Source organism: Altererythrobacter sp. B11 (assembly GCF_003569745.1).
Classification (GTDB): Bacteria; Pseudomonadota; Alphaproteobacteria; order Sphingomonadales; family Sphingomonadaceae; genus Croceibacterium_C.
Genome location: NZ_AP018498.1, coordinates 770316 through 783397 on the forward strand (window position 1 = coordinate 770316; position 13082 = coordinate 783397).

Annotated in this window: 17 protein-coding genes; 11 read left to right on the top strand and 6 right to left on the bottom strand. The window is 67.8% G+C overall.

Annotated elements, in window-relative coordinates; translation table 11 throughout:
- Nucleotides 1-63 precede the first annotated feature (63 nt).
- Genes AEB_RS03695 through AEB_RS03715 form a run of 5 tightly spaced genes read left to right on the top strand, consistent with a single transcriptional unit; the run spans nucleotide 64 to nucleotide 3313 of the window.
- Nucleotides 64-309 (top strand): DUF3572 family protein, encoded by a 246-nt coding sequence (locus tag AEB_RS03695; RefSeq protein ID WP_119081989.1) that lies wholly within the window; start codon nucleotides 64-66, stop codon nucleotides 307-309.
- Nucleotides 309-938 carry an HAD family hydrolase gene (locus tag AEB_RS03700; protein WP_119081990.1) on the top strand — a complete coding sequence of 210 codons (630 nt, stop codon included), beginning with the start codon at nucleotides 309-311 and terminating at the stop codon, nucleotides 936-938. The genes AEB_RS03695 and AEB_RS03700 overlap by 1 nt, the downstream gene beginning before the upstream one ends.
- Nucleotides 935-1393 carry a RidA family protein gene (locus AEB_RS03705; RefSeq protein ID WP_119081991.1) on the top strand — a complete coding sequence of 153 codons (459 nt, stop codon included), beginning with the start codon at nucleotides 935-937 and terminating at the stop codon, nucleotides 1391-1393. The genes AEB_RS03700 and AEB_RS03705 overlap by 4 nt, the downstream gene beginning before the upstream one ends.
- Nucleotides 1365-2144, top strand: coding sequence for a glycerophosphodiester phosphodiesterase family protein (locus tag AEB_RS03710; protein ID WP_119081992.1), 780 nt, complete (start codon nucleotides 1365-1367; stop codon nucleotides 2142-2144). Before AEB_RS03705 ends, AEB_RS03710 begins: the two co-directional genes overlap by 29 nt.
- Before the next feature lie 29 nt (nucleotides 2145-2173).
- Nucleotides 2174-3313, top strand: coding sequence for a GNAT family N-acetyltransferase (locus tag AEB_RS03715; RefSeq protein WP_119081993.1), 1140 nt, complete (start codon nucleotides 2174-2176; stop codon nucleotides 3311-3313).
- Here the strand turns inward: AEB_RS03715 and AEB_RS03720 are convergent.
- The gene (locus AEB_RS03720; protein WP_119081994.1) at nucleotides 3310-3642 is read right to left on the bottom strand and encodes a sel1 repeat family protein; all 333 of its coding nucleotides are present in this window, start codon (nucleotides 3640-3642) and stop codon (nucleotides 3310-3312) included. The genes AEB_RS03715 and AEB_RS03720 overlap by 4 nt on opposite strands.
- Before the next feature lie 271 nt (nucleotides 3643-3913).
- Here AEB_RS03720 and dksA point away from each other — a divergent pair, with 271 nt between their 5' ends.
- The 6 genes from dksA (at nucleotide 3914) to AEB_RS03750 (ending at nucleotide 9992) form a co-directional block, all read left to right on the top strand.
- On the top strand, nucleotides 3914-4372 hold the full coding sequence (gene dksA / locus AEB_RS03725) for an RNA polymerase-binding protein DksA (protein ID WP_119081995.1): 459 nt from the start codon (nucleotides 3914-3916) through the stop codon (nucleotides 4370-4372).
- Between the two features lie 145 nt (nucleotides 4373-4517).
- Nucleotides 4518-4889: a PilZ domain-containing protein gene (locus AEB_RS03730; RefSeq protein WP_119081996.1), complete on the top strand. Its 372-nt coding sequence runs from the start codon at nucleotides 4518-4520 to the stop codon at nucleotides 4887-4889.
- A gap of 52 nt (nucleotides 4890-4941) precedes the next feature.
- Nucleotides 4942-6414 (top strand): ABC transporter substrate-binding protein, encoded by a 1473-nt coding sequence (locus AEB_RS03735; protein ID WP_119081997.1) that lies wholly within the window; start codon nucleotides 4942-4944, stop codon nucleotides 6412-6414.
- A 6-nt stretch (nucleotides 6415-6420) separates the two neighbouring features.
- Nucleotides 6421-6873, top strand: coding sequence for a DUF4112 domain-containing protein (locus AEB_RS03740; protein ID WP_231958889.1), 453 nt, complete (start codon nucleotides 6421-6423; stop codon nucleotides 6871-6873).
- A gap of 102 nt (nucleotides 6874-6975) precedes the next feature.
- Entirely contained in the window at nucleotides 6976-9555 is a 2580-nt protein-coding gene (gene mutS, locus AEB_RS03745) for a DNA mismatch repair protein MutS (RefSeq protein ID WP_119081998.1), read from the top strand.
- Between the two features lie 38 nt (nucleotides 9556-9593).
- On the top strand, nucleotides 9594-9992 hold the full coding sequence (locus AEB_RS03750; protein ID WP_119081999.1) for a YidH family protein: 399 nt from the start codon (nucleotides 9594-9596) through the stop codon (nucleotides 9990-9992).
- Here the strand turns inward: AEB_RS03750 and AEB_RS03755 are convergent.
- Genes AEB_RS03755 through gluQRS form a run of 5 tightly spaced genes read right to left on the bottom strand, consistent with a single transcriptional unit; the run spans nucleotide 9989 to nucleotide 12990 of the window.
- Entirely contained in the window at nucleotides 9989-10393 is a 405-nt protein-coding gene (locus tag AEB_RS03755) for a hypothetical protein (RefSeq protein ID WP_231958890.1), read from the bottom strand. The two genes, AEB_RS03750 and AEB_RS03755, sit on opposite strands and share 4 nt — an antisense overlap.
- A gap of 16 nt (nucleotides 10394-10409) precedes the next feature.
- The gene (locus AEB_RS03760) at nucleotides 10410-11279 is read right to left on the bottom strand and encodes a 3-hydroxyacyl-CoA dehydrogenase NAD-binding domain-containing protein (protein ID WP_119082000.1); all 870 of its coding nucleotides are present in this window, start codon (nucleotides 11277-11279) and stop codon (nucleotides 10410-10412) included.
- 55 nt (nucleotides 11280-11334) lie between these two features.
- Nucleotides 11335-11901 carry a cob(I)yrinic acid a,c-diamide adenosyltransferase gene (locus AEB_RS03765; protein WP_119082001.1) on the bottom strand — a complete coding sequence of 189 codons (567 nt, stop codon included), beginning with the start codon at nucleotides 11899-11901 and terminating at the stop codon, nucleotides 11335-11337.
- Between the two features lie 13 nt (nucleotides 11902-11914).
- A complete protein-coding gene (locus tag AEB_RS03770; protein WP_119082002.1) occupies nucleotides 11915-12142 on the bottom strand; it encodes an HIG1 domain-containing protein in 228 nt (75 codons plus the stop codon).
- The gene (gene gluQRS, locus AEB_RS03775; RefSeq protein ID WP_119082003.1) at nucleotides 12139-12990 is read right to left on the bottom strand and encodes a tRNA glutamyl-Q(34) synthetase GluQRS; all 852 of its coding nucleotides are present in this window, start codon (nucleotides 12988-12990) and stop codon (nucleotides 12139-12141) included. The genes AEB_RS03770 and gluQRS overlap by 4 nt, the downstream gene beginning before the upstream one ends.
- Nucleotides 12991-13082: the final 92 nt, after the last annotated feature.

A 13082-nucleotide genomic window follows, 5' to 3' on the forward strand; every position in this document is an offset into this window, starting at 1 on the left:
TACCTTAGTGGACATCGGACAATTATCAACAGGCATGAAGATCCGATCAACCAGCCATCGGACGTGGCCCTGGCCGCGCTTGCCTGGCTGCTGGCGGAGGATCGCCGCGCGCAGCGCTTCCTCGATCTTACCGGCCTGACGCCTGATGGCCTCCGCGCGGCCATTGGCGAGGATCACACCCATCTGGCGGTGCTGGACTTCCTCTGCGGGTACGAGCCCGATCTGGTGGGCGCGGCCGAGGCGCTGGGCCTCGACCCTGCTGCCATCGCTGCCGCCCGGCTGCGCCTGGTGCGGGGGGAGGGCGGCTGATGGCGCGGCCGCTGGTGGTGACGGATTGCGACGAGGTGCTGCTCCACATGGTGCGGCACTTCCGCGACTGGCTGGATGAAGAGCATGGCATCGACTTCGCGCTGAAGGGCGATCCGTTCATCCAGTCGCTGAGCCGGCGCAACAGCCCGGACCCGCTGAAAGACGAGGAGGTGTGGAGCCTGCTCGAGCAGTTCTTCGTCGGGGAAATGGCGCGGCAGACGGCGATCGAAGGTTCGGTGGAGGCGATTCGCGAATTGCAGCGGGAAGCGGATGTGGTCGTGCTGACCAATCTCGGCGATCACTTTGCGGAAAGCCGCCAGCGGCAATTGCAGGCCCATGGCATCGACCTGCGCGTCTATACCAATCAGGGGCCGAAGGGCGCCGCGCTGCGCCGCATCTTCGACGAATATGCGCCGGCGCGCGCCGTGTTCATTGATGACATCGCCAAGCACCACGCGTCCGCGGCGGAGGAGGTGCCGGAGATCGGCCGCCTGCATTTCTGCGGAGAGCCGGCCATCGCTGGTCATGTACCCTGCGCCTTCAGCGGCGGCCATGCCCATGCGCGGATCGACAATTGGCAAGAGGCCTTGCCCTGGCTGCTCGAAAGATTGCATGGAGTGCGGCCATGAACATTCAGCATCGTCTCGCCGAGCTCGGCATCACCCTTCCTGCCGCCGCCGCTCCGCTCGCCGCTTATGTGCCGGTGGTGGTTGCCGGCGGTCTCGCCCATGTCTCCGGCCAGTTGCCTTTCATCGATGGCAAGCTGGTGACCGGGCGGCTGGGTGAGGACGTGACCACGGAAAGCGGTGCCGCCGCGGCGCGGGCCTGCGGCCTGATGATCCTGGCCCAGCTGCAAGCAGCAGGTTTGCTCGACCGGGTGGAGCGGATCGTGAAGCTTGGCGCCTTCGTCAATTCGACCGCGGATTTCACCGATCAGCCCAAGGTCGCCAATGGCGCCTCTGAGCTGATGGTGGAGGTTTGCGGCGAGGCTGGGCGCCATGCCCGCAGCGCCGTGGGTGTGGCTGCGCTGCCCCTGGGTGCGGCGGTCGAGGTCGATGCGATCATTGCCCTTTCGCCTGCTTGATCGCTGGCTGGCACCGGCACCGGCGCGTGTAGGCTGGCTGCGCGATCACTGCTACGCCCATCGCGGTCTGCATGGCGCAGGCCCGGAAGGGGCACGGGTAGAGAACTCCCCCGCCGCCTTCGCGGCAGCGATCGCGGCTGGCCTGGGAATCGAATGCGACGTGCGCCGGAGCCATGACGGCCGCGCGATCATCTTCCATGATGCCGATCTCGGACGGCTGACTGCGGCCTGCGGACCGCTCGCCGAGCGCAGCGTGGGCGAACTCACCGCAATTCCGCTGTCCGGCAGCACCGAGTGCATTCCCACGCTGCGCGACCTGCTTGATATGGCGCACGGGCAGGTGCCGCTGCTGATCGAACTCAAATCCTCCCGCGAAGAGCCCGTGGGGCCGCTGTGCAGCGCCGTGCGGCGCGATCTGGAAGGATATCGCGGGAGGGTGGCTGTCATGTCTTTCGACCCCCGCGTCGCGCGGTGGTTTGCGGCCAATGCGCCCGCGATCCTGCGCGGGCTGGTGGTGAGCGAGGAGGGCCGGCGTGGTCTCCGCGGCTGGCTGGGCCGCCACGCCGCCCTGGGGCACGCCCGGCCGGACTTTCTCGCCTATGACGTGCGCGATCTGCCGAGCAGCTTTGCCGCCGCGCAGCGCCGCCGTGGCCTGCCCGTCCTGAGCTGGACGGTGCGCAGCGCCGAATTGCAGGGGCGGGCAGAAAAGCACGCCGACGCGCCGATCGCGGAGGGGGAGGGGGTCGCATAAGGCCGCCGACGGTCCTATCTAGGGCCGCGATGGCGGATGGCGATCTGACGGCGCGAGTCGCCCCTTCAATCGGCTCCTTGCCGGCCGCGCAATGGGATGCGCTGGCCGGACCGGGCAATCCGTTCATGAGCCATGCCTTCCTCAGCGCACTGGAGGATTCGGGCAGCGTAGGGCCCGGCACTGGCTGGGCGCCTGTGCCGCTGGTGATCGAGGACGCGCGCGGGACGATGCTCGCCGCGGCGCCGTGCTATGCCAAGGGGCACAGCCAGGGCGAATATGTGTTTGACCACGCCTGGGCCGATGCCTGGGAGCGGGCGGGTGGCAGCTATTACCCCAAGCTGCAGATTGCGGCCCCCTTCACCCCCGCCACCGGGCCCCGCCTGCTGCTGGCGGACGACGCTTATGCCGCACCGCTGCTGCGTGCGGTGGAGCTGCTGTGCCGCCAGCAGGATTTCTCTTCCGCCCATGCCACCTTCGTGGAGCCGGCTCAGCGTGCGCTGTTCGAACGGGCGGGCTGGCTGGCGCGCAGCGACATTCAGTTTCACTGGGAGAACCGCGGTTACGCGGAGTTCGAGGATTTCCTGGCTGCCCTCGCTTCCCGCAAGCGAAAAGCGGTGCGCAAGGAGCGCGCGGCAGCGCAGGAGGGCGTGACCATTCGGGCGCTGCGCGGCGCGGAGCTGCGCGAGGAGCATTGGGATGCCTTCTGGCTGTTCTACCAGGACACTGGCGCGCGCAAATGGGGGACGCCCTATCTGACGCGCGAAGCCTTCACCCTGCTGGGTGAGCGCATGGCGGAGCGGATCCTGCTCGTGCTGGCCTATGAGGACGGGCAGCCGATTGCCGGCGCGCTGAACTTCATCGGCGATGAAGCGCTCTATGGGCGGTATTGGGGCTGTCTGGTGGACAAGCCCTTCCTGCATTTCGAGCTATGTTATTACCAGGCGATCGATCACGCCATCGCCCTGGGGTTGCAACGCGTGGAAGCGGGCGCGCAAGGGGGGCACAAGCTGGCCCGTGGCTATGAACCGGTGCAGACTTGGTCGATGCACTATATCGCCGATGCCGGCTTTCGCGCGGCGGTGGCCGATTTTCTCGAGCGCGAGCGCGAGGGCGTCGCGATGGACCGCCTGTATCTGGGCGGGAAGACGCCGTTCAGACGCGGCGACTAGGCGGCGCGGCGGTCTTCCAGCACCAGCCACTGGCGGGCGCGGCGCTGCGCTTCGGCGATTTCCCGTGCGGTCATTTCGTCTGCCACGTCGGCGCGGCACCAGCTGGCTTCCTCATGCCCGCGCGAGGCGGCGATGTTGAACCATTTGTGTGCTTCCACCAGATCGCAATCCACGCCATGGCTGGCGGTGGAGAAGACGACGCCGAGATCGTAACACGCCTCGATATCCCCCGCGGCAGCGGCGGCAAGGTGGCGTGCAAGGATCAGATCGTCGCAATTTTCGTCCGCGGGGCGGATCTTGGCGAATTCGTCGATCTTGGTCCATTCCATGATCGGGAGCCTCAGTTTGCCTCCGGGCCTTCCGGGGGCTTCACTGTGCAGTGTTGCCCCGGTCGCTCTCAAGAAATGGTTAACGCCGCGGCGCCCACAGCGATCGGCCGCTTTTGTGCGGTTGGCCCCCAACTGTAGCGGGCGCGGATTGCCGCTTGTGCGCGATTCACGCTGCCACTATAGGCCGCGCCAATCTTGCCGGAACAAGCAAGCAAATTGCCGATGCCGGCGGTGCATTATTCCTGCACGCACAAGCAGGCGGAGTTCTTGAATGGCCTCGATGCCCGGTGACGACATAGACATTCTCGCCAAGGCCAAGCGGGCACTGGATCGGGACTACACGCCGTCGGACGACGAAGAATATATGTCCGAAAAGCAGCTGAATTATTTCCGTGTGCTGCTGCTTGAATGGAAGAAATCGATCCTCAGCGCTTCGGAAGGCACGCTGCAATCGCTGCAGGATGGGCCGATTCGCGAACCCGATCTCAACGACCGGGCGTCGAGCGAAACCGACTGGGGCATCGAACTGCGCACGCGCGATCGCCAGCGCAAGCTCATTGCCAAGATCGATGCGGCGCTGCGCCGAATCGAGGATGGGGAGTATGGCTGGTGCGAAGCGACCGGTGAGCCGATCGGCATCAAGCGCCTGATCGCCCGCCCCATCGCCACGATGACGGTGGAAGCCCAGCAAGCGCATGAACGGCGTGAGAAGATTTCGCGGGACGACTGACCCATTGCGGCACAAGGTCGACGCAAGCCGGCCCGCTTTAACTTTGCATTAGGCAAAAGCGGCAAAAATTGTCGTATAGCATGTCGCAAATCCATCTCGCCGTGGTGCAGGCCCGGCGGCGAAGCAGAGGCCACCCGCAAGTACAATGAGCAATGTCGATACCCGCCAGGTCAATCGTGACAGCCTGTTCCTGCTGGCTCAGCTGCGGGTGGACGGGCAGGATGGGCTGCACCGCGTGAAGGTGCGCAATCTCTCCTCCGGCGGCATGATGGCCGAAGGCGATGCGCGGGTGATGCGCGGATCGCTGGTGGCGGTGGAATTGCGCAACATCGGCTGGGTCGAAGGTACGGTGGCGTGGAAGCAGGACAACCGCTTCGGAATCGCCTTCGTGGAGGAAATCGATCCCAAGCTGGCGCGCGCTTCCGCGCCGGCAGAAGGCAAGGGCTACGAAAGCCCGCGCTTCACCCGCAACCATCAGGCGACCAAGGCGGACAGCTCGCGCCTGCGCAAGATCTGACCGTGCTCGCGCCCGGTTGATGCGCCTCGCACGCGCGCCTAGTGCTTAGGGCATGGCGCGGCTCCGCACTCCCTTGCTCGCCCTGATCGGGGCGCTTTCGCTCGTGGGCTGCGGTCAGCGTCGCGACGGCGCGCTCGACATCGCCTTCATCGCCACGCCGGAAGAGCTGTTTGCCAGCGGAGCGCGCCTGGGCCCGGCCGCGCAGACGCTGCGCGCGGCCACTGCATCGGGGCTGGTCGCCTTCGACGAGAATGGCGAAGTGATGCCGGCACTGGCCGATCGCTGGATCGTCACCGACGACGGGCTGAGCTTCATCTTCCGCCTGCGCGACGGAACATGGCCCGACGGCCGGGAAATGACCGCGGAGAGCGTGCGCGGTGCCATGCGCGCCGCGCTGCGCCGGCTGCGGGGCACTGCGCTGGGCGTCGATCTGGAGCCGATCGATCAGGTGCGCGCCATGGCCGGGCGAGTGGTGGAAATCCGCCTTTCCAGTCCCGTGCCCAACTTGCTGCAATTGCTGGCCCAGCCGGAACTCGCGCTGGCGAACGGAGAAGGCGGGGCCGGGCCGATGCTGCTCACCCGGCAGGATTCGCTGGCCGTCCTTTCGTTGAAGGCGCCGGCGGATCGCGGCCTTCCGGCGGAGGAAGACTGGGAAGAGCATATCCGCTCCGTCCGCGTTCACGCGGCCGACGCGCGCCGCGCAATCGCCATGTTCGACGATGGGCTGGTGGAAGTGGTCCTGGGCGGCACGATCGGTTCGCTGCCGCTGGCGCCCGCCGGCCCCCTCTCGCGCGGCACGGTGCGGATGGACCCGGCGATGGGCCTGTTCGGGCTGCAGGTGCGCCGGGCGGAGGGCGTCCTGGCGACGCCCGAGGGGCGCGAAAGCATCGCCATGGCGCTCGATCGCAATGAACTGCTCGCCCCGTTCAGCATCGGCGGCTGGAGCCCGACCACGCGCATCGTGGCCCCCAATTTGCCGGGCGATCCGGGGCTGGTCACGGAACGCTGGGCGGAGCGGGGCCTGGATGAACTCCGTGCATCGGCCGCGATGCGCGTGGCCCGTCTGCGCAGCGGCGACGCGAATGGCCCGGTGCGGCTCACCCTCGCCATCGGTGACGATCCGGGGCTGCAGACGCTGTTCCGCCAGCTTTCGACCCAGTTGGCCACAATCGGTATCGCGCTCGAGCGAGAGCCGGACGAGCGCAAGGCCGATCTGGTGCTGGTCGACAAGGTGGCGCGCTATGACGGACCGCGCTGGTTTCTGGATCAGTTCAACTGCGCGCTGAAGCGCGGCTTGTGCGATGCGGATGCAGATTTCCTTGTCGAACAGTCGCTTACAGCCGCCGATGCGCAGGAACGCGCTTCGCTGCTGGCCGAGGCCGAGGCTTCGATGACGCTCTCCAACATCTTCATTCCGTTCGGCCCCCCGCTGCGGTGGTCGCTGGTGCGCGGGAATGTTGAAGGCTTTGCCGCCAACCGATGGGCGTTCCATCCCTTGCCCCCCATGGCCCTGCTCCCCAGATAGGGGGCGATGGCGAAGAATCTCGATCATGCGGAAGAAGTGGTGCGGCCCCGGGCCATGGGCCGTGAACTGCCGCTCGGGCGCGATGCCCATTCCGTGCGCCAACGCGTGGAAGCAATGGAGCGGCTGCTCGAACGCAGTATCGCGATTCCCGGCACCGGCCGCGCCATCGGCTTGGACGCGGTGCTAGGTCTCGTCCCCGTGGCGGGCGACCTGCTTGCGGCCGCGCTGGGCTCCTATCTCATCTGGGAAGGTCGCAATCTCGGCATGTCACGTTGGCAGCTGGGCCGCATGGCGGGCAACCTCGCCTTCGATACGGCGGTGGGCGCGGTGCCGCTGGCCGGCGATCTGTTCGACTTCCTGTTCCGCTCGAACACGCGCAACCTGCGGATCATCAAGCGCCACCTCGACAAGCATCATCCTGTCATCGACGGCACCCCTTCGGGCAGCGGGCGCCGCTAGGCGGGCTTTCCGCAGCTTATCCGGGGCGACCCGATGACCTTAGCGGCATAAGCCGCTAATCGGCTTCGGCTCATGGCCGATGCTTCCCACGCCCCGACCCCGATGATGGCGCAATATCTCGCTCTGAAGCGCGAGGCCGGCGATTGCCTGCTGTTCTACCGCATGGGCGACTTCTTCGAATTGTTCTTCGATGATGCGAAGACGGCCAGCGCCGTGCTCGACATCGCGCTCACCAGCAGGGGTGAGCATGGGGGCGCGCCGGTGCCGATGTGCGGTGTGCCTGTCCATTCGGCGGAAGGCTATCTCGCCCGGCTGATTCGCGCGGGCTGCCGGGTCGCCATTGCCGAACAGGTCGAAAGTCCTGAAGAGGCGAAGAAGCGCGGCGGGTCCAAGGCGCTGGTGCGCCGGGACATCGTGCGCTTCGTCACCGCTGGCACGCTGACCGAAGAGGCGCTGCTGGAACCGCGCCGGGCCAATATGCTCGCGGCGCTGTGCGAAGTGCGCGGGCAATGCGGGCTGGCCGCCTGCGACATCTCCACCGGGCGGATGGAACTGGCGGAAGCCACGCCGGAGACGGTCGGGGCGGCGCTGGCGCGTTTCGGAGCCAGCGAGCTTGTGGCGCCGGAGGGGTGGGCCGATGCGCCGGCCCATGCCATCGGCCGGCCCGCCCGCGATTTCGCCAGCGAGGAGGGTGAAGCACGGCTCAAGGCCCTCCACGGCGTTGCGACGCTGGACGGCTTCGGTAGCTTCTCGCGCCCGATGTTGGCGGCCGCAGCGGGCCTCATTGCCTATCTCGACCACGTAGGCCGTGGCCGCCTGCCGCTGCTGCTGCCGCCGGAAGCAGGCGCTGACGGCGGCGTGCTCGCCATGGATGAGGCGACGCGGGCCAGCCTGGAGATCACCGAGGCGCAGGGCGGTGGCCGCAAGGGTAGCCTGCTGGCCGAGGTGGATCGTTGCGTTACCGGCGCGGGTGCGCGGCAACTGGCGGAAGACCTCGCGGCGCCGCTCGCCAGCGCAGCACCGATCGCGGCGCGGCACGATCTGGTGCAGTTTTTCCATGCCGACCCGCTGCTGCGCGCCGATCTGCGCGATGTGCTGCGCGCCCTGCCGGACATCGGCCGCGCGCTCGGCCGAGTGGTCGCGGGGCGCGGCAGCCCGCGCGACCTGGGGCAATTGCGCGATGGCCTGCGCGAGGCGCGGCGGATCGCCGATCATCTTCAGCCTCTGGGCGACAAGCCGGCGCTGCTGGAAGAGCTGCTGCCCCGCCTCGGCGGCCATGGGGCGCTGACCGATCTGCTGCAGCGGGCGCTGGTGCCGTCTCCTCCCACCGAGCGCGGTTCGGGCGGCTTCATCGCCGAAGGCTATGACGCCGCGCTGGACGAGCTGCGCGGGGTCTCTGGCAACGCCCGCCGCGCCATTGCGGCGCTGGAAGCGCGCTATCGGCAGGACACCGGGATCGCCGCGCTCAAGATCCGCCACAACGGAGTGCTGGGCTATTTCATCGAAGTGCCTGCGCGCTCGGCAGACCGGCTCATGGCGCCCGACAGCGGCTTCACCCACCGCCAGACCATGGCCAATGCCGTGCGCTTCAACTCCTTGCAATTGCACGAGGAAGCGAGCCGCATCGCGGAAGCTGGCGGTCATGCGCTGGCGGCGGAGGAGGCCCATTTCGAGGAACTGACCGCCGAGGTTGTGGCGGGGCGCGAACGGATCGCTGCGACCGCCGCGGCGCTGGCGCGGATCGACGTAGCCGCCGGCCAGGCCGAGCGCGCGGCGGAGGGCGACTGGTGTCGCCCGGAAATCCGCGAGGATTCCTGCCTGGAGATCGAAGGCGGCCGGCATCCGGTGGTCGAAGCCGCGCTGGCACGGGCGGGGGAGCGCTTCGTCGCCAATGACTGCCGGCTGGCGGCGGACGACCGGCTATGGCTGGTGGGCGGCCCGAACATGGGCGGTAAGTCCACTTTCCTCCGGCAGAACGCGCTGATCGTATTGCTGGCGCAAGCGGGCTGCTTCGTGCCCGCAAAACGAGTGCAATTGGGGCTTGTTGATCGGCTGTTCAGCCGCGTGGGTGCGGCCGACAATCTCGCCCGCGGCCGCTCCACCTTCATGGTCGAGATGGTGGAGACCGCCGCCATTCTCGCGCAGGCGAGCGAACGGAGCTTCGTGATCCTGGACGAGGTCGGTCGCGGCACCTCCACCTACGACGGGCTGGCGCTGGCGTGGGCGGTGGCGGAGGCGATTCACGAGAACAATCGCTGCCGCTGCCTGTTCGCCACGCATTATCACGAACTGGCGCGGCTGGCGGAGACCTGCCCCGCGCTGTCGCTGCATCATGTGCGGGCGCGGGAGTGGAAGGGCGAGCTGGTGCTGCTGCACGAGCTGGCGGAAGGGCCGGCCGACCGCAGCTATGGCCTCGCCGTGGCGCGGCTGGCGGGCGTGCCGAAGGAAGTGGTCGCCCGCGCCAAGGCCGTGCTGGACCGGCTGGAGAAGGGCCGGGCACAGACGGGCGGGCTCGCCGCCGGGCTGGGCGAGCTGCCGCTGTTCGCTGCTGCGGCCGAGGCGCAGGAGGAACGCTGCGATGCGCTGCGCGAGCGGTTGCAGGTGCTCGATGTCGATTCGCTCAGCCCGCGAGAGGCGCTCGACCTGCTCTACGATCTCAAGCGGACCGCCGGCGAAGGCTGACGCCTTGCCTTTCGCGCGCTTCAGCCTAGCCTTGGCGCATGGCCGAAGGGGATGAGGATCACACCGGAAAGTGGGCGGAAGCCCGCACCGACTGGGCTGAGGACCGCACCGTGCTGGCCGTGGAGCGCACCTTCGCCGGCTGGCTGCGCACCGCCCTCGCCTCCGTCGGGATAGGGTTGGGCTTCCGCGCCCTGTTCAGCGCGTGGGAGCCGGCCTGGGCGGCCAAGGCCATCGCCACGCTGTTCATCATGCTGGGCGCACTGCTGGCGATCGGGGCCGAGCGCCGCGCCTGCCGTTCCTTCAAGCGGTTGCAGACGCATGAGGTGAAGCCGGCCAAGGGCGCGAACCTGCGTTGGGCCGCTTGGGCCCTGGTAATCGGCGCCCTCGTCCTCGTGGCCGGCCTGTGGTTGCTCGGCGCCTCGCCGCCGGGCGACTAGCTGCCGTCAGACGGCAGATCGTCCACCCGATTGCCTTTGCCGTATTTATCCTCGTTGTCGTCGAGATTGTCCTCGCCGCGATAGGCATCCATGTCGATCCGGCCGGACTGTTCCATGTCCTTTATGTGATCGACGAGGTCCTGCTCCGAGCTGTCGAGGATGTTCTCGTCATGCGCCTTGCGGCTTTCGGTGGGACGATCCTCGTCGGGCTGGCGCTTGCGGGCCTGCTCGGCCAGCGTCTGGGCCTGCGTGCCCTCGTCTTCCTGCTCGTCATTATAGGTTTCGGGCGCGACGGCATCGTCACGCTCGTTGCGCGGATCGTCCTTGGGCTGGTCCATCATCACGATATGCTCCTTCTTGCGATAAAAGCGATCGGCCGGGCGCGCCGTTCCCGCCATCATGCTGAAGAAGGGGGCGCTACCGCGTGGGCACCGGCTCCCCGCCCGAATAGTCATAGAAGCCCTTGCCGGACTTGCGGCCAAGCCAGCCTGCTTCGACATATTTCACCAGCAGCGGCGCCGGGCGGTATTTGGAATCGCCCGTGCCTTCGAACAGCACCCGCACGATTTCCAGGCAGGTGTCGAGGCCGATGAAATCGGCCAGCTCCAGCGGCCCCATCGGATGGTTGAGGCCAAGGCGGCAGCCCTTGTCGATATCGGCCACGCCCGCCGTGCCGCTGCCCAGCACGAACACCGCTTCGTTGATCATGGGCAGGAGGATGCGGTTGACCACGAAGCCGGGCTCGTCCTCGCTCAGCACCACTTCCTTGCCCAGGCTCTCGGCAAAGGCGCGGGTGCGGGAGGTGGTCTCCGCTGCGGTGGCGAGGCCGGGGATCACCTCCACCAGCTTCATCACCGGCACCGGGTTGAAGAAATGCAGGCCGATGAAGCTGGCCGGATCGGGCACGCCCGCCGCCATGCGCGTGATGGGAATCGAGCTGGTGTTGCTGGCGAGGATCGCCCCGGCGCCGAGCACCTTGCCCGCCGCATCGAAGATGGCGCGCTTGATCTGCTCGTCTTCCGTCGCCGCTTCGATGATGAAGCCGCAGGTGCCCAGCGGGGCATACTCCGCGGTGGGTGTGATCCGGCCGAGCGCCGCATCGGCATCCGCCTGCGACAGCTTTTCCTTCTCGACCAGCCGCTGCAGGCGCTTGCCGACGCCCGCCTTGGCCTTCTCGGCAATGGTCGCATCGCGATCGAGGAGGAACACCTCATGCCCCGCCGCAGCCACCGCCTGCGCGATGCCAGAGCCCATCTGCCCGGCGCCAATGATCCCGATACTTTCCATGAGGCCGCTCCTTCGCAGTTGCGGCAGGGCATTTAACCCAAGCCGAGCAGGGGCGCTACCGGTTGGCGCCGGGGCGCCACAGAACGTCCCCCGGCCCGGCGGCATTCACGGCGCGGGCCAGCACGAACAGGTAATCCGACAGGCGATTGATGAAGGACAGGGCGGCGGGGTTCACCGGCTCGAACTCCGCCAGTGCCGTCATCGCCCGTTCTGCGCGCCGCACGGCGGCGCGGGCGATATGCAGCCGCGCCGCGCCCTCGCTGCCACCCGGCAGGATGAAGCTGCGCAGCGGCTCCAGCCCTTCGTTCGATGCGTCGATTTGTGCCTCGAGCCGTTCGGTCTGGGCGGGCACCATGCGCAGCACCATGTCGGACGGCGCGAAATCGTCACCGGGCGTGGCGAGATCGGCGCCGAGATCGAACAAATCGTTCTGGATTCGCTCCACATCCGCGGCAGCATCGCCTCCCAGCGCGAGCAGAGCGAGGCCGAGCGCGGAATTCGCCTCGTCCACCGCGCCCACGGCTTCCATGCGGGCGGCATGCTTGGGAATGCGCGATCCATCCACCAGCCCGGTGGTGCCATCATCGCCCGTGCGGGTGTAGATCTTGGTCAGCCGCACCATGCCGGCGTAACGCTTAGCGGCTGATGGCCAGCAGCACGGCCACGACGGCGATCGCCAGCGCCTGATATTTGATGCGGGCGAACATCATCTTGTTCTGCTTGAGCTGCAGTTCCGTCACCCGATCCGAATCTTCTTCAAGGTCGAGTCGGCTGGCCTGCAGGAAAGCGATGATGCCCCGCACCAGCGCGACGACCACGGCGATCATGATCGCGATGAGCAGCGGGATCAGAATATAGTTCATGGCTCGCTATGTAATCCTTCGCCCAGCACAATTCCAGCGGGCAGAATCCCCGCGCGCAGGGCAGCCGCGAGCGCCCGGCCGTCTTCCCCCGCGCGGCGCCGCTCCGCCAGCGAGGGGGAGCCGCGCCGCTTGGCGAGCTTGCGCCCTTCCGCATCCAGCAGCAGCGGGTGGTGGTGCCAGCGCGGCACCGGCAGGCCGAGCAGTTCCTGCAGCAGGCGGTGGATATGCGTGGCGCCGAACAAATCCATCCCGCGCGTGACCAGAGTCACGCCGTCCGCGGCATCGTCCAGCGTGGCGGCGAGGTGATAGCTCGCCGGAGTGTCTGCATCCTTGCGCAGCAGGATCACATCGCCGGCAAGGTCCGGCCGCGCCTGCTGCCGTCCGGCGCGCTCATCCTCCCAGAACAGCGGCCCGGTATGCGCCAGCGCAGCCTCCATGTCGATGCGCCAGGCCACCGGCGTGCCCGGCTCGATCGCGGCGTGGCGGCAGGTGCGGGGATAGACCGGGCCTTCCGGCCCGTGGCTTTGTGCCGCCGCTGCCACCTCGGCCCGGCTGCAGCGGCAGGGATAGAGTAGGCCCATCTCGCGCAGCCGCCCCGCGGCGGCCAGATAGCTGGCAGTGCGGCTGGACTGGGGCGGCACCTCGTCCCATTGCAGGCCCAGCCAGGCGAGATCGGCGCGGAATTCCGCCGCCAGTTCCGGCCGGCTGCGTGCGCCGTCGATATCCTCCACCCGCAGCAGGAAGCGGCCGCCGTGCCGCTGCGCCAGATCATGCGCGGTGATCGCCGAAAAGGCATGCCCCAGGTGCAGCGAGCCGTTGGGGCTGGGGGCGAAACGGGTCACGATCATGTCACGCTGTCCCGCTGGCTTGCCGTGCGACTCGTGGAAAATGCTGTGGATTGGCTTTCTGTAACAGGCTTGACGCTTTTCCGCGCAAATGC